The organism is Mesomycoplasma ovipneumoniae ATCC 29419, assembly GCF_028885435.1.
GTDB lineage: Bacteria > Bacillota_I > Bacilli_A > Mycoplasmatales > Metamycoplasmataceae > Mesomycoplasma > Mesomycoplasma ovipneumoniae.
In genome coordinates this window covers 595,682-621,567 of the sequence record NZ_CP118522.1, presented here as the reverse complement: position 1 = coordinate 621,567, position 25,886 = coordinate 595,682, and the positions used below count along the sequence as shown (strand labels likewise).

Genomic DNA, 25,886 nt, shown 5'->3' with positions numbered 1-25,886 from the left:
TAATTATTGTTCTTTCAAAACTTCATATATTTTTTTAGGCTCAATGTAAATAAAAATGAGTTTTCTATTTTCATTGAGTTTAGATAGCAGTTGTATTTTTTTATGATTTTTATCAGTGTTTTAAACTAAAAAAGGTAGTTTAAAAATTTCATAATTTTGCTTTTTAAGTTAAAATTTAGCCTTTTTTAGTTTGCCTTATTTTATTAATAAGTAGATTTTGGATTCATGAGTGGTAGATTTAAAATTTAGTTTTTTTGCTTTGATAGTTATTTTTTCTGGGTTTGCCAAAAAAGGTAAAAAAGTGCCCAAAAACCGGGCACTTTTTAAGATTATCTCATCAAACTGGGGAACTAGTGATATCCTTATTATATAGTAAATTTTTGCTTTCAAATTTTTTTCTTTGTTTCTTTTTTAATGAAATACTCTAAGACAATAAAATTTTAGATTTTTTCATTAAAGGCGATCATAAATTCCTTTGGTAGATCAGTGCTAAATTCAAGTTCTTTTCCGTCAATATGTTTAAAAATTAATTTGTAAGCATGCAATCTTTGACCTAAATTATCAACTTTGGTCCCATAAATTGGATCACCATAAACTGGAAAACCTATATGAGCAAGATGTAAGCGAATTTGGTGAGTTCTACCAGTCTCAAGTTGGCATTTTATTAGGCTAAAATTTTGGTTTTTGTAAACAAAATGTTTAATTAATTCAACATTAGTTATTGCTTGTTTGGAATTAAAATAACTAACTGTCTTTTTTAAGGGATTTTTAGAATCACGAGCAATTGGCAAATTTATTTTAATAAATTTATGAGGTATTTTTCCAACTACTATTGCTTTATAAAATCTTTGAATTTCTCTTTTTGCCAATTGATCGGCAAAATATGAATGTGATTTTGCATTTTTAGCTACTAAAATAAGACCACTTGTATCCTTATCAAGTCGATGGATAATTCCTGGTCGAACTTTATCAAGATCACTGAGATTATTTTTTAAAAAATTAATAACCCCATTTACTAGTGTTCCGTCTCAATTGCCAACACCAGGATGAACAACTAAATTTTTTGGTTTATTGATTAAAAGAATATCTTCATCTTCAAAAATAATTTCAAAATCAATTTTAGCAGCTTTTAATGATGGTTCTGGACTTGTATAATCATTTATGATCATAATACTTTGACCAGATTTTACAAGTAAATTTTTTTTAGAAGTTAGAACATTATTAATTAAAACTTTTTTATTTGAAATTAAATTTTGAGCAATAGCCCGTGAAGAATTAGTTAATTTAGCAACTAAAATATCAATTCTTATCGGTTCTGAATCATAAATAAGATTAATTATTTGATTTTTGTGCATGAATTATTCAAAGTTCTTTATGATAGTAAAGAACAAGTTCATCAATTAATGGGAAAATTAAATGTTGAATTTCAAAATTTGACTCGTCTTGTTGGATATTTTTGCAAACTTCAAGAATTAGCTTGATTTGTTTGCCAATTTTTTCAAGTGCTACTTCAGAAGTTCAAATTTTTGAATTAAATATTTCTAAATCTGAATTTTGACTAATTTCATCAAAACTTGAAATTGCAACTTGTCCTAGTGAACGGATTTTTTCAGCGACTTCGTCAACAAATTCAATTGTTTTTTTTGCTAATTTGTCTGTATATTTATGAATAACTAAAAAATCTACATCTTGTAGGTTTCAATGAAAATTTTTCAAATTAGTATACAAAACAGTTAGATTTGCTTGTAATTTATTTAATTTTGTAATCATATTTAAAATTATTGACTATTTTTTTACAGGATTTTTTTGCGCTTTTGCTGCCATACGACGAAATCTTTCAATTCTTCCGGTAGTTCGACTAAGCGATCTATCACCAGTAAACTGAGGATGGCAACCAGAACAAATATCAATTGTAAATTTATCAACTACTGTTTTGATAGTAAATTCTGAATTACAAGTTGAACAAGTTAGAGCTAAATCGTGTTGAACAGGATGGATATTTTTTTTCATGTTAGTCCTTATAATTTTTTTTAAATCAATTATAAAATTATACTTGTTTTTCTATATTTTAAAAATTTTGTGCTAATTTTTTAATTTCAGTCTGATGTTGCTCAACAAAATCGCTAATTGATAACTGATTTGCTGGGGCTACTTTTGTTCCCGCAAGAACAAAAGCGCTTGAGACAATTTTAGCACCTAAAAATTCAAAAATTTGTTTAATTAAGGCAGTATGATTTCCAAATGGATATCAACCAATTGGGGCTCCTTGGGCTGTAAGAATTTGTACATTTTTTATGTTAGTTAATAATCCGTGATACTCGCCAGTTTCTTTGTTAAGACTAAAGGTTTGATTTGGGATTGTAATTGCATCAAAAAAGTTTTTGGTTGTGGCTGAATAATTAAAATTTGTCATTGAAGTTGAAAAAACAACTTTATCTACTTTTTTTAATTTATCAATTCAAAACTCTGCTTGTGCATTTTGGTAAAAACTACCATCTTCAAAATTTTTTTCTGTTAAATTAATGTTAGCAATCGCAAATTTATTTAGATCAAGAACTTCAATTTGATCTTCAGGATTAAATTCGCGATAAAATTTAACAAAAAGATCTGAAAGAGTTGAAGAATATGATCCTTTTTTCTCATTAACTGATGACTTTAAAACTAGAATATTCATAATTTTCCTATTTTTATTTTTTTTAAAAACTTTTGGCTGTCTCTTTGATTTGTTCTACAAGAGTCTCATCAAAGCCATTTTCTTTATATTTATAAGACTGTTCAATAATAAGCGGATTATTAATTTTTTTAGCACCAAGAAAATTAAAAGTACCAATGATTGTCTCAGCTGGATTTGGACTTGGCAGTTCTTCTTGTTTTGAATGTGAGCTTAATATAATTTGGACATTTTCAATATTATCAAGAAGACCAATTGCTCCACCTTTTTTTGAATATTTATAAGAAAATGTACGATCAGCAAGACAAACTGCATCAAAAAAATTTTTAATCTGAGCTGAATAGCCTCAATTTATTATCGGTGATGAAATAATTACTTTTTTGGCTTGTTTTAGCTTTTCAATTCAAAAATCAGCATCAACTTCTTTTCAAAAACTTGAAAAATTTTCTGAATTTAGGGAAATTTGTCCGACTTTATAATCATTAAGATCAAATTCACTAATAATTGCATTAGGATTTTGCTCTTTGTAATGTTCAATAAAAAGTTTTGCGACATTGTTAGAAGTTGAATTTTGGTTTAAATGTGACTTTATGTATAAAACCTCTGTCATTTTTACCTCCATTTGGTTTTTATTTGCTATTTAATTAATTAAATTTTACCTTAAAAAACAATTTAAAAAAACAAAAAAAAATTATTACCAAAATTAAAATTTTCTGGTATAATAAATATACTCAATAAGAAATTAAGAATTAAAATTAGTTTGTTTTATCCCTGGCATGGCTTGTTTTTCACTCTTCTAAAATTCACTTTTTTATTTTAGTTCAATAGCTTTTTTGCATTAAATTTTAAAAAATATTTTAAAATTTAACTTTTGTATTATAATTTAGCCTTTAATGTAAAAGTTTAAATATATTATAAAAACTAGTTGAACTAGCAATTACAGGAGTAGATATGTCATTAAGTTTTTTTTCAAAGGCAAAAAAAGTTGAAAGACAAACACAAGCCTTAAAAATAATTAAAGAAACTGAGTCAGAAAATTTATCAGCAAAACAATTAAAATTAATTCGCTGAGCAAACGATACTCCACGAGTTAAAGTTGGTAAAATTCAAGACGCTAACTTACCTGGTTCGATAATAGATTTTAAAAACGTATCAAAATATTATCTTTTTGGTTCTGTTGTTACAAAAGTTTTTGCAGATATTAGTTTTAGTATTGCCGAGGGTGATTTTGCTATTTTAAATGGTAAATCCGGATCAGGAAAGTCAACAATATTGAATCTAATGTCAGGGCTTGATAGGGCAACTGAAGGTGATATAATTGTTGACTCGGTTAATTTAGCCTACCTTAAAAATTCAGAGCTTACAAAATTCCGTCGTCAAAAAGTTTCATTTATTTTCCAATCATATAATCTTCTTGGAAATATAAATGGGTATGATAATGTTCAAGTTGGCGCTTATCTTCAAGGTGATAAAACAAAACTTTTGGATATCCAGGATTTATTTACTGAATTTGAACTAGATGATATAAAATTTAAATTCCCCTCACAAATGTCCGGTGGTCAACAACAGCGAATTTCAATACTAAGAGCTCTTGTTAAAAACGCAAAAATAATTTTCGCTGATGAGCCAACCGGTGCTCTTGATGAAAATAATACAAATATAGTTTTAAGAATTCTTAAATACATTAATAAAAAATATAAAACAACAATTGTCATGGTTTCACATGATCCCCAAATGGAACCTCTTGCCGATTTGATTATCAAAATAAATAACGGAAAACTGACAACAAAACGTCAAAAATCACTCTCTTTTGAAGAATTTCTGCAAGCAAAACAAAAAACTGCTTAATTCATAGCTATTAATTTTAGAACCAAAGGAAAAAAATGAAAATATCGAAAATTTCAGTCGCCGAATCTGTTGGAAAAGGTCATCCTGATAAAATTTGTGACCAAATTGCCGACTCAATTCTTGATAAACTTTTAGATCAAGATCAAAACTCAAGGGTGGCAATTGAAGTGATGGCTTCAAATCGACTTATTATTATCGGCGGTGAAATTTCAACAACTGGCTATGTTGATTTTATCAAAACTGCTTGGGAAATTCTGTTTGAAATTGGCTATACCGAAAATGATTTTACAATAATTTCGAATGTAAATAACCAGTCAAAAGAAATTTCTAGCCTTGTAAACCGTTCTCAAAATAGTCTTGGCGCAGGTGATCAGTCGATTGTTTATGGTTTTGCGACTAATGAGACTAAAAATTTTATGCCTCTTGCCCAAAGTCTTGCCCACTCTTTGGTTCAAAAAGCTGAATTTTACCGTAAAAATGGCCAGTTTTTAGAAGCCCTCGCTGACATGAAATCGCAAGTCGAAGTTGTCTATGATCAAAACAGTCGCCCAAAAATAACTAAAATGTTAATGTCAATTCAGCACTTAAAAAATTATGACATAGCTCGCTTTCGCGACTTTGTGTTAAACAAAATTATGATTCCAACCGCCAAAGAATATGGTCTAAATTCTGATTTTAAAACTTTCATTAATCAAGCTGGAGAATTTACAATCGGCGGGCCAATTGGTGATAGTGGTCTGACTGGGCGAAAAATAATTATTGACTCCTACGGCGATGCAGCTCACCATGGTGGTGGAGCTTTTAGTGGAAAAGACTATACAAAAGTTGATCGAAGTGGAGCTTATATTGCCCGTTATATTGCAAAAAATCTAGTTGCCGCTAATTTAGCAGATGAAATTGAAATTCAACTCTCATACCAAATTGGCTCTGAATTTCCTGATTTAGTTAATATTACTTATGTTAAAAACCCTAAATTTAGCACTGATCAAATTAGTCAAATTATTAGAGATGTTTTTGATCTTCGACTTGCTAATTTAGTTAGTCAACTTGGACTGTGAAAGCCAATTTACCAAAATCTTGCAGTTTATGGACATTTTGGCCGCGATGATCTTGATCTTAGCTTTGAAAAGACTGATTATGTCGAAAAAATTCACCAATATTTATCAAAGCAAGACTGAAAAAATTAGCCCTATTTTTTTAAGATTTTTTAGCACTTTTTTCATAATTTATATTATAATTTAAGTGAATAAGTAAAACGAAGTAATTTGCAAAAGGAGATATCATGGTATTGTATTTATCAAAAAGAAAAAAAATAATTGCCCTTTCATTGCTAGGGATTTCGGTTGCTACTGCGGCTTATATTCCGAATGTTTTTTCGGGTAGTATTTTTGATCCTTTAGAAGTTTCCTATTCAACTTCTAGCCCTTCAATAGTTTTGAAAAACACCCCAAATGATGTTAATTTTTCTCCTGTGGCAAATACAAATTTTATTAATCCGCCTAAAAAACAAGATCTTCCCGAAGCACCAATTCCAAGTCCAGGCCCAAAAATAGTTGTCCCAAAACCAGTTGAAACCGTCGAGCCCCCAACAGTTAAAAAAATCGACAACCCAGTTCCTCAGACAACACCAAAAGCAAAACCAAGACCAATCTCACCAATCGTTACCCCAATTCGAACTATCGCCCGTCCAACTCCTCGTCCGGTCCAAAGAGTAAGAACAATTCAAACAGTTACTCCTCCAAGAGTCCAAGCCCAGCCGGCAACCCCTACTTTCACCCCGCCTGCTCCTACTCCTTCAGCTTCTTATCAACAAGTTGATACAACTGGAAAATATGGTCAAGCTCTCCAAAACCTTAGATTTCGAGCTTCAACTAATGTAACTACTGCTAATTCAAATATTTCAAGAATAACTGCTGAAATTAAAGAATTAGAAAGACAGCAAAATCAAAAACATGAGTCAGTTTACTGATCAGGGTCAAAAGAGGTAGGCACAGAAGAATACAACCTCCGTCTTAAAGTTTGGGATGAAAGTTATAATTACCAAATTAACCAAAAAAAATATGAACTTGAACGCCAACAATACGATTTAAAGTATCACTCTGAACGTAAGGCTCGTTTTGAACAAGGACGGCTAACTAAAGAAGAAATTGGTCTGCTTGAAAAAGGTTATACCCCCGATAGAGACACCGACGGATGAGAACCTAGAAATAACATTGTTAAAAAAGCAATTAAAGCTGATAATGCAAGAGGAATTGCACCTTATGATAGCCCATGACCAAATCAAGACTCAACAGTTTTAAGCAGCCTATCTCGCCCAGGTTGATCTGGTGGACTAAATGATCCTAGTTCTCATGTAAAAGATGGCAATTTTAACTCTGCTCTCTCAAGTGCCGGTATTCCTGGAGGTTCTAACTCAATTAGACTTATCCAATACAAGAAAAATCCCGGTAATACCGCTGGAAATAACGGTCTAACCCAATTCAAATCACTCTATCTAGACTCATCAGATCCAACTGCTTTAGCAAAATTTGATAGCATCCTTCAAAATCTAGCCAAATCCCAAAGCGACCTAAAAGAAGTTGTCCTTCAAAATGTCAAAGGCGACTACACTTCAACAATTGAACAAATTATCTCAAAACTTCCTAATTCAATTACTTCTTTGCGTCTTTTTGTTGAAGACAACAAAGGACTTGAGGCCCTTTCAAAATTAGAAAATCATAAACTTAGTGAACTCTCACTTTATTCAAATGCGCAAAAAGAAACTGGAACTTGAGCTATTAATCCTAATGGACTTAAAAATGTTGACTTTATTAAATGAGACTTTGTTGATAAGGCAAGTATAAATCTTTATAATCCTAGCGCAAAACTGCCTGGTTCAATTCGTTTTGACACCTTAAGTTGAACTAAAGAGCTAGGAAGTACTGAAAAAATCAATGAAGGACTAAAAATTGCCTTTGGATCAAAAATTAATCAACGAGTATTCCAAGGAGTTTTTGGTGGCCGTGGGGGCTATCCACCTAACCTTGATTTTTCTAAAACCGATATAAAAACCTTTAAAGATATTAACTTTGACGAGGCTAACCAAGAATTTAACCGTCAGATTTCAACATGAGAAACTGACACTGGTATCAAAGAACAAGCTAACTTTTACTTAAAGTTCCGTGATATTTCCTTTGGAATTGATTCTAATAGCGATTCTACTTCAGGATCAAACACCTACACCGTTGAGCTCGATAAATTTGATGGCCAATTCCAAAAAAGACTTAATTTTGGACCTGATGAGTTTTCAAACATTTATATTAAAGACAAGGATGGAAAACAAGTTCAGGGCGCAACTTTAGTTCTTAAAGGAAGTTTTTCTGCAAATGCCAAAGCTGATTTAGAACATTTCCTAAAAGCGGCAAACCGGGTAAATTCTTTCAGTAAAATTCAAGCTGATTCTTCATTAGCTTCCCAACTAGGTAGTTCACTTGAAGGATTGCCGATTGAAACTAAAGCGTCCTAAAAATTCTTAAAAACTTTTAAATATAAAAAAATCCACCTTTTACTATTCAAAGGCGGATTTTTTATTATAATTTAGAATATTCCTGAGTTTGCCAGTTTGCTGCCAAAAATTCACTTTTTAGTGAATATAAATATGCAAAGATACCCATAAATCAGTGTTTTTTGACCTAAAATCTTAATTTTTATTATTTTAAAATTAACCTTTTGTAAAAAAAAAAAAAAAAAAATGTTTGGTCTAGAAAAAAATTATGTTATAATAAACCTCACTAAGAATAATTAATAAATTTTGTTTTGAATTAAGGGGATTTAATTATGTTTTTTGTCATAAAAAATTAGAAAATGCGAATTTTCCGTCATATTTTTAAATATGATGCAATGCCATAAATTTAACCGTTTAGAAATCTTCAAATTTAAGGCTTTTAGTTATTGTTCTTTCAAAACTTCATATATTTTTTTAGGCTCAATGTAAGTAAAAACGAGTTTTCTATTTACATTGAGTTTAAATAGCAGTTGTATTTTTTTGTGATTTTTGTTGTTTTATCCTGAGTTTCCCAGTTTGATAAGGTAATTTCAAAAAAGCATCTGGTTTTAGGCAATTTTTTAAGTTTTTTGGTAAAAGTTAATTACAATTTTATTAGTAATTTATTAAGATATCAAATTATTGATTGTTTCCAAATAACTTTTTTCAAATTTCACGTTTGAAATTTCCTTAAAATATTTAGGTTTTTTGCCAAACAATTTGTTTACTTCAATAAAACCATCTTTATTTTGTTTTTTCATAATCTATAATTATACCATAAAATTACTTAAAATGCAATTAAATGACATTAATATAAATTAAGGTTTTACGTTCAAAAAACACTGATTTACGGGTGTTTTTTCATATTTATATTCACTAAAAAGTGAATTTTTGCCTTAAAACTGGGAAACTCGGGACGAGTTTTCTATTTACATTGAGTTTAAATAGCAGTTGTATTTTTTTGTGATTTTTGTTGTTTTATCATAAATTGATTTTTGCCAGTGTTTTAGCGTTTTAAACTAAAAAAGCAATTTAAAAATTTCATATTTTGCTTTTTAAGTTAAAAAACCATGAAAAACAAGACACTTTTTAAGATTATCTCATCAAACTGTGAAACTCGGAAGGATTGCCGATTGAGACTGAAACGCCCCAAAAAATCCTTAAAAATTTTTTGGACAAAAAGTTTTGTTTTTTTAAAAAATCATTTATAATAATTTCTAAATCTATCTAAAAACAAAATTAGCTAAAATTTAAATTCAAAATTTACCTAATTTTGTTTTTTTGTTTTTAGGAGGTAAAATGCAAATTTTTTATGTCTCAAAGCGCAAAAAATATCTAATAGGAGCAGTAGCAAGCACTATTGCCGTTAGCTTTTCCTTTGCATTAAATGAAGTAGTAAATAATTTTAACTGAGAATCTCCTTTGGTTGCTTATTCGCCAGAAGCGCCATCAATAATTCTTAAAAATATCCCAAATGACACCGCTTTTAATTCGCCAGTTACAAATTCTAAATTTATACCAGTCCAAAAACCAGAACCTAAAAAAATTGAATCAGATACCCCAGTAGTCCAGCCGCAAAAAGTTGAAAAAATCCCACCAAAAGTTGAAATTCCAAAACAAGTTAAAAAAATTGCTATTGCCACTCCTAAGCCTCAACCTGCTCCAAAAATAACAAGAAGAACAATTAGTCGAGTCGAGTCAACCGTCCCAATTCCAGCTCCAAGTGTTTCAAGAACCGCTAGCTCGCCAGTTCGTAGCACTGCAACCACTACCCAAAGAGTCCAAACTTCGCCAAGACAATCCCAATCAGTTAACGTTTCACCCGGAGCAGTTGAGCAAGCAAAAGCTAACTGGCGTTTAGGTCTTGCTGCTTCAACACGAAGAACTGAGGCAAATATTGCCGCACGGGTAGCTGAAATTGCCGAACTAGAGCGTCAGTTAAAACATGAATTTAACCGTTATTACCCTAATGGTACCGAAGAGCAAAAAAAAGTATTTGAAGAAAGTCTAAGATACCAAATTTGAGTAGCAAATAATTATAAAACTAGAGAAGATAATTACTTAAAATTTTTAAAACAACAAGAAAAAGAAGGACCAAAATTTACTGATGTTGAATACAAATTAATTGAGCGTGGAATGACTGTTGATACTAATGACCATCACGGCTGAGTTTTTGTAAATCCTGATGACAATCCAATCACAGGAAAAAATGGACTTTATCGTCAACGAAACCAAAATCGTCTTTTAAGTAATGAAGGTTGAGTTCAACGTAACCCACACGGAATTGCTAATCAAAACTATGATGGATGAGATAAAGCCGATATTTCTTCTAATAGTGAGTGAAAAACCGAAATTGACAAAGTTGCTGGTTCAGGTTCTGGATCAATAAAAGTTTACCAATACACTCAAAACGCCCAAAATAAACATAAAGCTGTAAAATCCCAAATTATTGCCGTTTCAATTGATGCAAATGACAAAAATGCTTTTGAAAAATTCCAAGAATTTTTAAAATCAAATGTTGGTAATAAAATTGATGCTGTTGTTCTTAAAAATGTTGGCACAAAAAATAAAGACCAAAATATTGACAAAATTTTAGCTGCCTTACCAAATAATGTCCAAAAACTAACTTTATTTTTAGATGACCAAAAAGCAATAAATGGCCTTTCAGCACTTCGAGGCAAAAAACTTAAAGAATTAGAACTCTATTCTAATGAAAAAGCAATCGCTGATAACTGAGCAATTAATCCAAATGCCGTTGCCGATGTTGATTTTATTAGTTTTGATTATAATAATGCCGCCGATTTTCATAAAAACACACCTGATGAGCAAATTCCTGGATCAATTTTATTTGACACACTCCGTTGAGATAAAGGAGATGATGCAACTAAAATCACCGAAGGTTTAAAATTAGCTTTTGGATCAAAAATTTACCAACGTCCATTTCAAGGTCGCCATGGTGGTAAAGGTGGTTATCCGCCAAAACTAGATTTTTCTGAAACAAATATTAAAACAATTAAAAACCTTAAATTCGACGAGATTGACCAAATTTTTAATGATAACATTAAAAATTGAAAAGAAGATAAATATGCATCTCAAGACTATGAAGGCTTTAAAAAGCTAAGATTTACCGATATTTATTTTGCCGCCGATAGTAATTCTGCATCTAGCACTAATTCAGGTCCAACTTTTTCAGCCAATGTTTCAGACTTTGAAGGCTCAAAATACACTGACAAATTAAGTGGAATTTCTGAGCGTTATGGCAATCCTTCTGGGCGAATTTATTTTCGTGATCAAACTGGTCAAAATCAGCAAAATGTTACATTTAATATAAGCGGAAATCCAAACGAAGATGCAAAAGAACAACTCAAAGCCTTTGTTGAATCAGTAAATAATGCCTATCCTTTTAGTAAAATTGTTGTTGATTCAGAACAAATTAAACAAGATTTAATTAAGTTCTATCAAGAAAAAACTAAAGACCCAAGACAAAAAGAAGCATCAAAAGGTAAATTTGCCTTGCGTGAAATAAGCGTTAAATCCTCTTCATCTTAATTTAGATTGCTAAAAATTTTTAAATAAAAAAATCCAACTTTTACTATTTAAAGGTGGATTTTTTATTATAATTTAGAATATCTAAAGGATCAATTAATGAATAAAAAGCCAAATATACCCCTAGTTAAATTCAAAAACTTCAACACAGTTTGAATCAGTGATCAAGTTAAAAATTTATTCGAGATTTCCCGTGGCCAATCACTAACCAAAAACCAAATAAAAACTAAACCTGTAGAGAGAGAGAGAGAGAGAGAGCGGCTACATCTACCCGGTTTATTCATCGCAAACAGAAAATCAGGGGATTTTAGGCTATTATAACGAGTTTTTAGCTGAAAATGTAATAACTTGGACTACCGCCGGTGCAAAGGCTGGAGCTGTTAATTTTCGAAAAGTCAAATTTTTTGCAACAGGTTCTTGTGGAATACTTTCTTCAAAAAAATACCTTGAAAACGAATTTTTTGCCATTGCAATTGGATTGCAAACCAAAAAAAATGTCACAAATGGTATTATTCCTTCGCTAAAAATTATCGATATGGCTCAAATCGAGCTAAATTTCACTACTGATATTAGCGAGCAGCAAAAAATTTCCCAATTTTTTGAGACTTTTGAAAACCTAGCTAACAAACTTGAAGAAAAAATTAACCTTTTAAAAGATGTTAAAAACACTCTTACTAAAAAAATGTTTACTGATCTAAGTTCAGATTTTCCTTTAATTAGATTTAAAGGCTTTAGTAAGTCATGAAAAACTGAGCAAATTAGCGATCTTTTTCAAAGTTATAAAAATAAAAATTCAAATAATTTAAAGCTTATAAGTTATTCAGTTTCAAATAAACTTGGATTTGTAAGTCAAAAACAACTATTTAAAAAAGGTGGAAAAGCTGTTTTTGCAAATAAAGACAACTCACAAATAATCACAAAAAATTCCTTTGCTTTTAATCCATCAAGAATTCAAGTTGGGTCTCTTGCTTTATATAAAAACTCTATGCCTGGATTAATCAGTCCGATGTATGAAGTTTTTAGGCTCAAAAAAGACTATAATTCTGATTATTTTTTAATTTGATTTAAAACTGAAATTTTTAAAAAATTGATGCTAAAAAGTACAAATAAATCTGTTAGACATATTTTTCGGCTTAATGAAATTGAAAAATATTTTATAAAAGTTGCTGATACTGTTGAGCAAGAGAAAATTGCACAACTTTTTGAAACTTTTGACTCACTAATTGTTGCTTATGAGCAAAAAGCTGAGTATTTTAAAAATTTAAAAACAAGTTTTATCACTAAAATGTTTGTTTATTAACTAATTTAAGGGATTTGTTTACTTTTTTTTTTTTTTTGTTAAAATTTTTTATTGAACACATAGGAGGAAAGGTGACGAAAAGTACAATCACTAAAAAACTACTAACTAAAAAAAATATTTTTCTTTTAGGGCTAAGTACTATTGCTGGTGGAGTAATTATTGCCACTCCGCTACTCGTTTTTGCAAATTTAGAACTAAAAAACCCCCGAATTGACGTGCAAAACCAAGCAAAATCAATTTCTTTTATTAGTATAAAGGATAAATATTTAAATGCTAATTCAGACTATTTAGATTTAAAAAAGAAACTTTTGAACGACGATAACACCAAAAAAACTGACATTGATTTAACAGATTTTTTTGATTTTTACCAGACCAATAACTCTAGCATTCCCGTTAATTTTTCAACCGATCATAATTGAAAACCTTTCAAATTGGAAATTTTTGATATCAAACCTGACGATAATGAGCAAACATTCGAGGTTTTTTGGCGAGTTTCACAAAAATTAGATGACAATAAAACAGCAATTTCTGACTTATTTAAACAAAAAGTTGCTTATAATTATGTCCCAGATTATTCACTTTCTAATTTTTCAACTTATTCAGAAGACCAACTCAAGAAATTAAGACCTTACACAGATAGTGAGGTTAATTTTTCATTTAAAAAAGAATTGACAAAGCTAATTTCAGTTGAAGATTTTCAAAAAGAAGTTAATAGCGCAAAAAATGACGCCGAGGCTAGAGAAATTATTAACAAATATTTCAACCTGGATGAAACAATTTCAGAAATTTTTAGCAATAAAAGCTTTTACTTTGAATCTGACAGTGGTATTAAAAAACCTCGCTATGATATAAATTTGGTAAAAGATCAAATTATAACTGATCGATATTTAGTAAAAACAGCAACGCCTGGGGTTTATAAATTGACCTTTGTTGCCCAGTTTTCTTTTGATTTTTCAAAAGAAATTGCAGCTGATATCAACAAGGATTCCAAATTTTTCCTTACAACTCAGCTCAATTTAAGTAATTCTTTCCTTGATAAGTCAATTAGTGATGATATTGTTTTAAGTGAATTTTCTGACAGTGATTATTTTGCAATAGATAATTTCAGTCAAAATAATTCAACTTTAATTACAGGGTGAGATTTTCTAAATTATTATAATAATGAAATTTTTGCAACCAAAGAAAAGCGCGCTGATTTTCTTAATTCACTTATTGAAAAAATTGTAAAAACACCGCTGATATCAAAAATTAGATTCCAAAATAAACTAGAAAATTTAAATTTTAACCAAATTTCAAAATTTTTAGATCTTCAAATAAAACTAGATACTGAACAAGTTAATTTAGATTTTAAAGATAACAGTGTTGTTGCACAAATTAATGGCGATATTGTTGTAAAAGATAAGAGAAACGATAAAATTGTTGCTACAAAAAAATTTTCACAAAGTATTAAAAATTTTGAAATATTAGCTCAAAATGATCCTGATTTTGCAGCTTCAGTTAATAAAAGCAGTTTGACTATTGAACCAAAAGTCCAAGAATTTGTTAGAAAAGAAAATCAACAAGGAATTCCAAAAGAGGAATTATTAGTGCTAATTCAGTCAAATAATTTCGATAAATTAAAAAAAGTTCTTCAAAATTCCCGTTATTATGGCTTTAGATTTGACGAAAGCCAATTAAAATCAATGGTTGATAGTTATAATTTGCCAACCGTTGAAGATTTAATTAAAAACTCAAATCTTGATGATGCAGCCTCTAAAGGTATAACATCAATTTCTTCTAATTATTTTAATAGTGATGAGAAAATTTCACAATTTTTGTCATTTTTATCAAAACAAGACATTAGTTTTGTCGCAAAATATTGATTTGATTATCTTAAACATTTTGGATTAATAAAATCTGAAACAAACTGGCCAGAAAATTCTGACAGTAATGAATTATTTAAAAAATTAAGTGAAATTGAAATTAAACCTACAAAGCAACCACGCGGTCAAATTGGTGAAGAAGAAGCTGAGTTAAAAGTTTGACTTTTTTCATTTAATTATGGTTTTTTAAATACTGATAAACCTCTTGAAAATGCTTTTTATATTAATAATGAGCTTAAAAATACTCTTAATTTAATGAAAACAAATTCATCTTTTAGTCCTGAATATTTTATAAAACAGATCGAATTACACGCAAAACAAATCAGTAACGCTGATTTTGCTCAGCTAGACAATAAAAATAATATTGAAAATCTCACCGATTTTCTCGCTGCTTTTTATTCATTAACCTATTTAAAACAAATGAATCAAAAACTTTTTACTGGTAATTTTGGTGAGGATTTTAATTACAAAATTCAGTTTAGCCTGGAACCTAATTTAACAAATGTCGATGCTTTAGAAAAGCCAAATGATGAAAAATTAAAAGTAAAATATTGATATAATATCGGTCCAATTGACAAAAACGGCGATTTAGTTAGCGTTATTTATCAAACAAAAAAAGCAGAAATTGAACTAAAAATCAACCCTGAAAATAAACTTTTGAGTGATGAAGTTGATAAATTAGATGAAATAGCCTCAACTTTTTCACCAAATTCACAAATAGTTATCTTAAGCAAACAAGACCTTGAGGATTTAAAATCTCAAATCAATCTCGCTATCTCAACAAAGGAAGGTGAGCCAGTATCTGTTGATAAGCAAGTCGAAAAACTACCTTTTAGTAGTTATTTAACCTTTCAACACAAAGATTTAGGCTTTTATGCAATAAAAAAAGCTAAAGAAAATCAAACAACAGACACAACATCACAAACTACCAACACTGACATTACCGGCGTACTTGAGAAAATTCCTAACACTGGAAGTCGGGTTCAATATAATTTATTTTTATATCTTTATGATAAAAATAATCCTAAAATTCTCTCAAGTCAACCTATCCGCGTGATTATCTTGGAGCATACAAGTTCTCTATTATTAAAAAAGTAAACTTATAAAGGAAATTATTATGAAAAAGCTTAAATTAAATCATATAATTTTTGCAATTATTGGAGTTAGCGCCGTCGTTAGTATTTCTGCCAGTGTTCCGTATTTAGTCTCCTTACAGTCAAAAAATTACAATTCAAAATTATCCGAATTTGACGAAAAACTAGCTAATGCTACAAATTTAAATGTTAATTCAGAGTTTAACACGACTGAATTTGACAGTTTAGTTGCTAATTTAAAACTTAAGTCAAAATTTGCTAAAAAATTAAGTGCTTCTGATGCACTAAATTTGCATTTTGATAAGGCATACAATTTTGACTTAAATAATGCAATTGACTTTAGTCAAATTAGTCAGAAATATCCAGATTTCAATTTCAGATTGGTTGTTCCTAGAAGTCAATCTGAAGTAAAAATTGAGTCAAATAAAATAAAAAATCTTGCTGTTAATATTTCAAATTCAAGTAAAAGTATAAATTATACAGCAAGTTTTGATTTAGATTTTTCGGATCAAGACAAAACCTTGAATTTTTCAGCTGAGAATTTGAACGCATCAATTAGTCTTCTAAATCAAAAATTTTTAGAAGGAAAAACCGCAACCGAAATTGCTATTTTGTTTTATAATGAATTTAAGGAAAATTTTGAAAAAACAAAAAATTCAAGTTCAGCACTATTTGCAACATTTTCTAAATTTGGCGGAATTTCATTCAACATAAATTCTGAACCGGTTTTTGTTTTTCCTTCCAATTTTGAAATAAAACCTGAATTGCAACAAGAAAAATTAATTTTTACAAATATTGATGACGTTAATAACAAAATTGACTTAGCATTAAGCTTATTTGATAAAAAAACACAAAAAAGTAGCAAATTAACACTTAATTTTGTTGATGTACCTAAAAAGACTGACCAAAAAAAATCTTCTGAATTATTAAAAATTTTCAAGAAAAATTATAAATTTAACTCAACTATTTCGAAACATTTAGCACAAAACAAGCTTAGTGTATCAGAATATTTTGCCCAAAATCCTCAAAATTTAAATCTTGAGCAGTTTAATTCTTGATTTACTTTAAATTCAAGTGAAAATTCAACTGAAAACACTGCTGAAAATAAAACATTTCTAGAAGAAATTAAAGATTTAATCCCTAATTTTAGCCCAAAAAGTGTGGCTTTTTCAGTAAAAGAAAACAAAAATAATCCTAAAAATTCTAATATTGTCAATGTTGGAATAAATATTGAAGGTAATTTTACTGAAGAAACATTACTTCCTTTAGGTCTAAAACTTGGCGAAAATAATACTTATACTTTCAATTTTGAACTAGAATTTGATGCAAACGAAGAAATTTATGGCGCATATTTTAAAAATGCAATTGAGAGCTTTGATCAACAAGGATCAGAAAATATTGACAATTTAACCTTTGAAATCAAGAAAGACTTGCCAATTACAGTTTTTGCTTCAACAATTGATGATAAAATCCAACCTTTTTTAAATAAACCTTACGATATAAAAAATATAACAACACAACTAACTCCTTTTTTCGATGCTCTTAATTTTTTTGCAACAAAAAGTAATAAAATTAATAAAACTCCAATAGTTTCAAGTGCTGATAAGGGTGCCGAACAGACTACTGAGCAGAGCACTGAAGGTTCAGAAGCTTCTACACCTGTTGATACAAATGCTGGCGCTTTAGCTACCTTATTCCAAGATCCGCCATCAAGCCCACCCGCTTCTCCAAACCCAGATCCAACCCCTCCTTCAAGTCCAGATACAGCTCAAACTCCCCCAGCTCTAGCTCCAGATACAACCACCCCTTCAAGTCAGCAATTTTTAGGAGATTACCTAAGAAAACTCCTTGAAAATCTTGAAAAATCTGATTTGCCTGAAGGCACTTCCATTTATTTTTCTAGAGATCATCAAGATGAGACCTATGAAATTGATCTTAAAATTAAAACCCCTAATGGAGTTGAGAGAAATTTAACAATTGAACTTGATAATGTAAATGAAGAAAATAAACTTTATAAATCTTTTTCTGATACTGTCAAAACTCACCTATTTTTAGATTGAAAAACTAATATTGAAACAGAAGAACAATCTTTAGAAGACGGTCAAAAACAACAAGTTGTAAAATCAATTTCAGCTGTCAATAATCCGAATTTTAGATTTAAAGCAAATGAAGCACCTTCAAAAATATCAAAAGAAAAAGTCCATGTTGATGAACAAGAACAAGGTATTTATCTAGCTGAAGGTGGAATTTCCTTGGAGAATGATTCAAACAGCGACACTGGTCTAAAATTAGAAGACGGCACTTCTTTGCTTTACGCTTTTAAACCGAAAAAATTGCCCAAAATAGATTTCTTCCAATATTTTTTACTAAAAACAGGCGAAGAAGACAATGATTTTAACTTAGTTATTGAAAAGGAATTATTTGTCCAAGGTGTTTTTAAAATTGGTGCTGAATTTTCTAAACCTAAACCTAAGCAGCCTAATCATATAAGCTTTGATATCAATAAAGCAGGATTTCAAAGAACATATAATGGTGAATTTAAATTTACACCTAAATTTGAAAATGGAGAAAATAAGTCAACCCTAGAAATCATACCAAAAAATCCTCTTTCATCTCTTCAAGATTTTCTTAATAATTCTAGATCCACTATTATTTTACGTGTAGATATTGAAAAAAAAGATAGCAAATCAGTTATGAAAATGAAGTTTTATTCTAGCGAATCTGACGATGCTAAAAAACCGATTTTCACCTGAGAACTCGAAATACCAAAAGATGCAAAATTAAATTTTAAAAAAGGTTTTACTTTTGGTACCACTAAATCAGAAAATCAGAAGAGCCTCAACGAAAAGGAAAGATCTGAAACCGGAATCACCTTTAAAGGTTTTGTTTTATTTAACACACCTCAATCTGAAGAAGAATATAATAAACTTTTTGAAAAATTTAGATCCGAATATCTCTAATCACAAATTTAATTATAAAAAAACCTCGTTTTTACGAGGCTTTTTTATAATTAAGCAACCAAATTTAGACCAAAACAAAATAAATTAGTAGAAAGAATTAACAAAAATGGTACAATCAAAATCATAGATAAAAATTAGTTGTCTGAATTTTTTCTGCTAATTTTAAAAAAAGAAAAAAATTGCTTGGTCTAAAATAAAATTATGTTACAATTAACTTCACTTAAGAATAAATTAATAAATTTTGATATTGAATTAAGGGGGACCTATTATGTTTTTTGCCTAAAAAAATCAGAAAATGCGAATTTTCCGTTATGTTTTTAAATATGATGGAATGCCTTAAATTTATCCGTTTAGAAATCTATAAATTTAAGGCTTTTAATTATGGCTCTTTCAAAACTTCACATATTTTTTAGGCTCGATGCAAATAAAAACGAGTTTTCTATTTGCATTGAGTTTAAATAGCAGTTGTATTTTTTATGATTTTTGTCAGTGTTTTAAACTAAAAAAGCAGTTTAAATATTTTATAACTTTGCTTTTTTAGCTAAAATTTTAGCTTTTTTAGTTTACTTTCTTTGATTAATAAGCAGATTTTTTTCACGATGGTCAGATTTAAAATTCAGTGTTTTTGCTTTGATAGTTATTTTTCCTGAGTTTGCCAAAAAAGTTAAAAAAGTCACTAAAACCTAAACTCGGACAAAAAAGCCAACACCTTAGTGTTAATTTTTTTTGTCCCGGTTTATCTGTTAGACATATTTTTCGCCTTAATGAAATTGAAAAATATTTTATAAAAGTGGCTGATACTGTTGAGCAAGAAAAAATTGCCAAGCTTTTTGAAACTTTTGACTCACTAATTGTTGCTTATGAACAAAAAGCAGAATATTTTAAGAATTTAAAAACAAGTTTTATCACAAAAATGTTTATTTATTAACTAATCTAAGGAATTTCTTTCCTTTTTTTTTTTTTTTTTTTTTTTTAAAATTTTTTACAGAAAACATAGGAGGAAAGGTGACGAAAAGTACAATCACTAAAAAACTACTAACTAAAAAAAATATTTTTCTTTTAGGGCTAAGCGCTATTGCTGGTGGAGTAATTATTGCCACTCCGCTACTCGTTTTTGCGAATTTAGAACTAAAAAACCCCCGAATTGATGTGCAAAACCAAGCAAAATCAATTTCTTTTATTAGTATAAAGGATAAATATTTAAATGCTAATTCTGACTATTTAGATCTAAAAAAGAAACTTTTGAATGACGATAACACTAAAAAAACTGACATTGATTTAACAAATTTTTTTGATTTTTACCAGACCAATAACTCTAGCATTCCTGTTAATTTTTCAATCGATCATAATTGAAAACCTTTCAAACTAGAAATTTTTGATATCAAACCTGATGATAATGAGCAAACATTCGAGGTTTTTTGGCGAGTTTTACAAAAATTAGACGACAATAAAACAGCAACTTCTGACTTATTTAAACAAAAAGTTGCTTATAATTATGTTCCAGATTATTCACTTTCTAATTTTTCAACTTATTCAGAAGAACAGCTCAAAAAATTAAGACCTTACACAAATAGTGAGGTTAATTTTTCATTTAAAAAAGAATTGACCAGGTTAATTTCAGTCGAAGATTTTCAAAAAGAAGTTAATAGCGCAAAAAATGACACCGAAGCTAGAGAAATTATTAGCAAATATTTTAACCTTGATGAGACAATTTCGCAAATTTTTAGCAATAAAAGCTTTTACTTTGAGTCTGAAAGTGGTATTCAAAAACCTCGCTATGATATAAATTTGGTAAAAGATCAAATTATAACTGATCGATATTTAGTAAAAACTGCAACTCCAGGGGTTTATAAATTAACCTTTGTTGCCCAGTTTTCTGCTAATTTTTCAAAGGAAATTGCCGCTGATTTTAACAAGGATTCCAAATTTTTCCTTACTACTCAGCTCAATTTAAGTAATTCTTTCCTTGATAAGTCAATTAGTGATGATATTGTTTTAAGTGAATTTTCTGACAGTGATTATTTTGCAATAAATAATTTTAGTCAAAATAATTCAACTTTAATTACAGGATGAGATTTTCTAAATTATTATAATAATGAAATTTTTGCAACTAAAGAAAAGCGCGCCGATTTTCTTAATTCACTTATTGAAAAAATTGTCAAAACACCACTAATATCAAAAATTAGATTCGAAAATAAACTAGCAAATTTAAATTTTAACCAAATTTCAAAATTTTTAGATGTTCAAATAAAATTAGATACTGAACAAGTTAATCTAGATTTTAAAGATAACAATGTTGTTGCCCAAATTAATGGTGATATTGTTATAAAAGATAAAAGAAATGATAAAATTGTTGCTACAAAAAAATTTTCTCAAAGTATTAAAAATTTTGAAATATTAGCTCAAAATGATCCTGATTTTGCAGCTTCAGTTAATAAAGGCAGTTTGACTATTGAGCCAAAAGCCCATGAAACTGTTGCAAAAGCTAATCAAAAAGGAATTCCAAAAGACGAATTATTAGCATTAATTCAGTCAAATAATTTTGAAAAATTAAAGAAAGTTCTTCAAAATTCCCGTTATTATGGTTTTAGATTTGATGAAAGTCAATTAAAATCAATGGTTGATAGTTATAATTTACCAACTGTTGAAGATTTAATTAAAAACTCAAATGTTGATGATGCAGCCTCTAAAGGTATAACATCAATTTATTCTAATTATTTTAATAGCGACGAGAAGATTTCGCAATTTTTGTCATTTTTATCAAAACAAGACATTAGTTTTGTTGCAAAATATTGATTTGACTATCTTAAACATTTTGGATTGATAGAATCTGGATCAAACTGGCCAGAAGATCTTAATACTAATGAATTATTTAAAAAATTAAGTGAAATTAAAATTAAGCCTACAAAACAACCGCGTGGTCAAACAATTGAAGTAACTGCTGACCCAACAGTTTGACTTTTTTCATTTAACTATGGTTTTTTAAATACTGATAAACCTCTTGAAAATGGTTTTTACATTAATAATGAGCTTAAAAATACTCTTAATTTGATGAAAACAAATTCATCTTTTAGTCCTGAATATTTTATAAAACAGATCGAATTACATGCAAAACAACTTAGTGCAACTGATTTTGCACAGCCAGATAATAAAAATAATATTGAAAATCTTACCGATTTTCTTGCAGCTTTTTATTCATTAGCTTATTCAAAACAAAAGAGCCAAAAACTTTTTACTGGTAATTTTGGCAAGGATTTTAATTATAAAATTCAATTTAGCCTGGAACCTAATTTAACAAATGTTGATGCTTTAGAAAAACCAAATGATGAAAAATTAAAAGTAAAATATTGATACAATATTGGACCAGTTGATAAAAACGGCGATCTAGTTAGCGTTATTTATCAAACAAAAAAATCAGAAATTGAACTAAAAATCAATCCTGATAACAAACTTTTAAGTGATGAAGTTGATAAATTAGACGAAATTGCCTCAACCTTTTCACCAAATTCACAAATAGTTTTATTAACCAATCAAGATCTTGGGGATTTAAAATCTCAAATCAAACTCGCAATTTCAACAAAGGAAAGTGAGCCAGTATCTGTTGATAAACAAGTCGAAAAACTGCCTTTTAGCAGTTATTTAACCTTTGAAAACAAAGATATAGATTTAGGCTTTTATGCAATAAAAAAAGCTAAACCGAGTCAAACAGAGACAACAGGTGCAACAAAATCACAAACTACCGACAATAACACTGACATTACTGGTGTACTTGAGAAAATTCCTAACACCGGAAACCGGTTTCAATATAATTTATTTTTATATCTTTATGATAAAAATAATCCTAAAATTGTCTCAAGTCAACCTATCCGCGTTATTATCATGGAACACACAAGTTCTCTATTATTAAAAAAATAAACTTATAAAGGAAATTATTATGAAAAAGATTAAATTAAATCATATAATTTTTGCAATTATTGGAGTTAGTGCGGTCGTTAGTATTTCTGCCAGTGTTCCGTATCTAGTCTCCTTACAGTCAAAAAATTATAATTCAAAATTATCGGAATTTGACGAAAAACTAGCAAATGCTACAAATTTAAACGTTAATTCCGAATTTAACACAACTGAATTTGACAGCCTAGTTGCTAATTTAAAACTTAAGTCAAAATTTGCTAAAAAATTAAGCGCTTCTGATGCACTAAATTTGCATTTTGACAGTGCATATAATTTTGACTTAAATAATGCAATTGACTTTAGTGAAATTAGTCAAAAATATCCAGATTTCAATTTTAGATTGGTTATTCCAAGGAGTCAATCTGAAGTAAAAATTGAGTCAAATAAAATAAAAAATCTTGCTGTTAATATTTCAAATTCTAGTAAAAGTATAAATTATACTGCAAGTTTTGACTTAGATTTTTCAGATCAAGATAAAACCTTGAATTTTTCAGCCCAAAATTTGAGCGCATCAATCAGCCTTTTAAATCAAGATTTTTTAGAAGGGAAAACTGCAACCGAAATTGCTATTTTGTTTTATAATGAATTTAAGGAAAATTTTGAAAAAACAAAAAATTCAAGTTCAGCTTTATTTGCAACATTTTCTAAATTTGGTGGAATTTCCTTTAGTATAAATTCTGAACCGGTTTTTGTTTTTCCTTCCAATTTTGAAATAAAACCTGAATTGCAACAAGAAAAATTAAATTTTACAAATATTGATGACGTTAATAATAAAATTGACTTAGCATTAAGTTTAGTTGATAAAAAAACACAAAAAAGTAGCAAATTAACACTTAACTTTGTCGATATACCTAAGAAAACAGACCAAAAAAAATCTTCTGAATTTTTAAAAATCTTTAAGAAAAATTATAAATTTAACTCAGCAATTTCTAAACATTTAGCGCAAAACAAGCTTAATGTATTAGAATATTTTGCTCAAAATCCTCAAAGTTTAGATCTTGAGCAGTTGAATTCTTGATTTACTTCAAATTCAAGTGAAAATGAAAATAAAACATTTCTAGAAGAAATTAAAGATTTAATCCCTAATTTTGCTCCAAAAAGTGTATCATTTTCAGTAAAAGAAAACAAAAATAATCCTAAAAATTCTAATATTGTCAATGTCGGGCTAAATATTGAAGGTAACTTTAATGAAGGAACATTACTTCCTTTAGGTCTAAAACTTGGCGAAGATAATACCTATACTTTCAATTTTGAACTAGAATTTGATGCAGCCGAAGAAATTTATGGTGCATATTTTAAAAATGCAATTGAGACTTTTGACAAACAAGGATCACAAGATATTGATAACTTAAGCTTTGAAATCAAGAAAGATTTGCCAATTACAGTTTTTGCTTCAACAATTGATGATAAAATCCAACCCTTTCTAAATAAACCTTACGATATAAAAAATATAACAACCCAACTAACCCCTTTTTTCGAGGCTCTTAATTTTTTTGCAACAAAAAGTAATAAAATTACTCAAACTCCAATAGTTTCAAGCACTGAAAAGCCCGCTGATCAGGTCACTGAACAGAGCGCCGAACCGAGCACTGAACAGGTCACTGATGCTTCAGATACTTCTACACCTGTTGCTGAAAATGTTAGCGCTTTACCGACCTTATTCCAAGAAACAACAGATTCATCATCTTCAAGTCCAAGTCCAGAGCCAGCTTCTCCTTCCGCTCCAGCGCCAACCCCTCCTTCAAGTCCAGCTCCAGATACAACTCCAACTCCTCCTACCCCAACCCCAACTCCAAATCCAACTACCCCTTCAACCCAACAATCTTTATTAGGTGATTACCTAAGAAAACTTCTTGAAGGTCTTGAAAAAGCCGATCTTCCTGAAGGGACTTCTATTTATTTTTCTAGAGATTTTCAAGATGAGACCTATGACATTAATCTTAAGATTAAAACCCCTAATGGAGTTGAAAGAAATTTAACAGTTGAACTTGATAATGTAAATGAAGAAAATAAACTTTATAAATCTTTTTCTGATACTGTAAAAACTCACATATTTTTAGATTGGAAAACTAATGTTGAAACAGAAGAACAATCTTTAGAAGATGGTCAAAAACAACAAGTTGTAAAATCAATTTCAGCTATTAATAATCCAAATTTTAGATTTAAGGCAAATGAAGCTCCTTCAAAAATATCAAAAGAGAAAGTTCATGTAGATGAACAAGAACAAGGTATTTATCTAGCCGAAGGCGGAATTTCCTTGGAGAATGATCCAAATACCGACAAAGATCTAAAATTGGAAAACGGCACTTCCTTCCTTTACGCTTTTAAACCAAGTAAATTACCTCAGACAGATGCTCTCCAATATTTTTTACTAAAAACAGGTGAACAGGAAAACGATTTTAACTTAATTATTGAAAAGGAATTATTTGTTCCGGGTGTTTTTAAAATTGGCGCTGATTTTGTTGCTAAACCAAAGACACGACCACAGCGTCAGCCCTTTTTCCCATCTTTTAATCCCAAAAAAGAAGGGTTTAAAACAACATATAATGGTGAATATGACATTCAACTAAAACTATCAAATGGAGAAGCTTCCCTTAGTTTAGGAAATACCAAACCAAAAAATCCTCTTTCATTTCTTCAAGATTTTCTTAATAATTCTGAATCCACTATTATTTTACGTGTAGATATTGAAAAAAAAGATAGCAAATCAGTTATGAATATGAAGTTTTATTCTAGCGAATCTGATGATGCTAAAAAACCGATTTTCACCTGAAGTCGCGATATACCAGAAAATGCAAAATTAAATTTTAAAAAAGGTTTTACTTTTGGAACCACCAAATCAGAAAATCAAAAGAGCCTCAATGAAAAAGAAAGACCTGAAACTGGAATCACCTTTAAAGGTTTTGTTTTTTTTGACACACCTCAAAGTGAAGAAGAATATAATAAACTTTTTGAAAAATTTAGATCCGAATATCTCTAATCACAAATTTTAATTATAAAAAGCCTCGTAAAAACGAGGTTTTTTTATGATTAAGTAACAAAATTTAGACCAAAACAAAATAAATTAGTAGAAACAATTAATAAAAGTGTACAATCTAAATTATAGATACAAATTACTTGCCTAAATTTTT

The 25,886-nt window shown here is 29.2% G+C and carries 17 protein-coding genes; 11 read left to right on the top strand and 6 right to left on the bottom strand.

What is annotated here, in order from left to right:
* Positions 1 to 440: 440 nt before the first annotated feature.
* From PWA39_RS02330 to PWA39_RS02310, 5 genes are read right to left on the bottom strand one after another with little or no spacing between them, the layout of a single operon-like run.
* Positions 441 to 1,355: an RluA family pseudouridine synthase gene (locus tag PWA39_RS02330; protein ID WP_069099627.1), complete on the bottom strand. Its 915-nt coding sequence runs from the start codon at positions 1,353 to 1,355 to the stop codon at positions 441 to 443.
* The gene (locus tag PWA39_RS02325) at positions 1,333 to 1,770 is read right to left on the bottom strand and encodes a Dps family protein (protein ID WP_044283876.1); all 438 of its coding nucleotides are present in this window, start codon (positions 1,768 to 1,770) and stop codon (positions 1,333 to 1,335) included. Before PWA39_RS02325 ends, PWA39_RS02330 begins: the two co-directional genes overlap by 23 nt.
* Positions 1,771 to 1,785: 15 nt before the next feature.
* A complete protein-coding gene (gene rpmE, locus PWA39_RS02320) occupies positions 1,786 to 2,010 on the bottom strand; it encodes a 50S ribosomal protein L31 (RefSeq protein ID WP_044283875.1) in 225 nt (74 codons plus the stop codon).
* Between the two features lie 58 nt (positions 2,011 to 2,068).
* Positions 2,069 to 2,674 (bottom strand): FMN-dependent NADH-azoreductase, encoded by a 606-nt coding sequence (locus PWA39_RS02315; protein WP_069099626.1) that lies wholly within the window; start codon positions 2,672 to 2,674, stop codon positions 2,069 to 2,071.
* Between the two features lie 22 nt (positions 2,675 to 2,696).
* Positions 2,697 to 3,281, bottom strand: coding sequence for an FMN-dependent NADH-azoreductase (locus PWA39_RS02310; RefSeq protein WP_069099625.1), 585 nt, complete (start codon positions 3,279 to 3,281; stop codon positions 2,697 to 2,699).
* A gap of 341 nt (positions 3,282 to 3,622) precedes the next feature.
* On the opposite strand from PWA39_RS02310, the gene PWA39_RS02305 reads away from it, so the two are divergent.
* The 3 genes from PWA39_RS02305 (at position 3,623) to PWA39_RS02295 (ending at position 8,024) form a co-directional block, all read left to right on the top strand.
* Entirely contained in the window at positions 3,623 to 4,519 is an 897-nt protein-coding gene (locus tag PWA39_RS02305; RefSeq protein WP_069099624.1) for an ABC transporter ATP-binding protein, read from the top strand.
* A 35-nt stretch (positions 4,520 to 4,554) separates the two neighbouring features.
* A complete protein-coding gene (gene metK, locus PWA39_RS02300; protein WP_069099623.1) occupies positions 4,555 to 5,706 on the top strand; it encodes a methionine adenosyltransferase in 1,152 nt (383 codons plus the stop codon).
* 95 nt (positions 5,707 to 5,801) lie between these two features.
* Entirely contained in the window at positions 5,802 to 8,024 is a 2,223-nt protein-coding gene (locus PWA39_RS02295) for a putative immunoglobulin-blocking virulence protein (RefSeq protein ID WP_069099622.1), read from the top strand.
* A 644-nt stretch (positions 8,025 to 8,668) separates the two neighbouring features.
* On the opposite strand, the gene PWA39_RS02290 is transcribed toward PWA39_RS02295, so the two are convergent.
* Positions 8,669 to 8,803 (bottom strand): hypothetical protein, encoded by a 135-nt coding sequence (locus PWA39_RS02290; RefSeq protein WP_274827409.1) that lies wholly within the window; start codon positions 8,801 to 8,803, stop codon positions 8,669 to 8,671.
* 538 nt (positions 8,804 to 9,341) lie between these two features.
* Between PWA39_RS02290 and PWA39_RS02285 the strand changes: the two genes are divergently transcribed.
* The 8 genes from PWA39_RS02285 (at position 9,342) to PWA39_RS02250 (ending at position 25,735) form a co-directional block, all read left to right on the top strand.
* Positions 9,342 to 11,591: a putative immunoglobulin-blocking virulence protein gene (locus PWA39_RS02285; RefSeq protein WP_069099304.1), complete on the top strand. Its 2,250-nt coding sequence runs from the start codon at positions 9,342 to 9,344 to the stop codon at positions 11,589 to 11,591.
* Positions 11,592 to 11,687: 96 nt separating this feature from the next.
* Complete coding sequence (locus tag PWA39_RS02280) at positions 11,688 to 11,909, top strand: hypothetical protein (RefSeq protein WP_069099303.1); 222 nt, start codon at positions 11,688 to 11,690, stop codon at positions 11,907 to 11,909.
* On the top strand, positions 11,854 to 12,888 hold the full coding sequence (locus tag PWA39_RS02275; RefSeq protein WP_318025469.1) for a restriction endonuclease subunit S: 1,035 nt from the start codon (positions 11,854 to 11,856) through the stop codon (positions 12,886 to 12,888). The genes PWA39_RS02280 and PWA39_RS02275 overlap by 56 nt, the downstream gene beginning before the upstream one ends.
* A gap of 71 nt (positions 12,889 to 12,959) precedes the next feature.
* Positions 12,960 to 15,848: a P97 family adhesin gene (locus PWA39_RS02270; protein WP_274827408.1), complete on the top strand. Its 2,889-nt coding sequence runs from the start codon at positions 12,960 to 12,962 to the stop codon at positions 15,846 to 15,848.
* Positions 15,849 to 15,867: 19 nt separating this feature from the next.
* Positions 15,868 to 18,804: a P110/LppT family adhesin N-terminal domain gene (locus PWA39_RS02265; RefSeq protein WP_075949668.1), complete on the top strand. Its 2,937-nt coding sequence runs from the start codon at positions 15,868 to 15,870 to the stop codon at positions 18,802 to 18,804.
* 652 nt (positions 18,805 to 19,456) lie between these two features.
* Positions 19,457 to 19,732, top strand: coding sequence for a restriction endonuclease subunit S domain-containing protein (locus tag PWA39_RS02260; RefSeq protein ID WP_274827407.1), 276 nt, complete (start codon positions 19,457 to 19,459; stop codon positions 19,730 to 19,732).
* Positions 19,733 to 19,809: 77 nt separating this feature from the next.
* Positions 19,810 to 22,719 (top strand): P97 family adhesin, encoded by a 2,910-nt coding sequence (locus tag PWA39_RS02255; protein ID WP_274827406.1) that lies wholly within the window; start codon positions 19,810 to 19,812, stop codon positions 22,717 to 22,719.
* A 19-nt stretch (positions 22,720 to 22,738) separates the two neighbouring features.
* Positions 22,739 to 25,735, top strand: a complete 2,997-nt coding sequence (locus PWA39_RS02250; protein WP_274827405.1) for a P110/LppT family adhesin N-terminal domain — start codon at positions 22,739 to 22,741, stop codon at positions 25,733 to 25,735.
* Positions 25,736 to 25,886 lie beyond the last annotated feature (151 nt).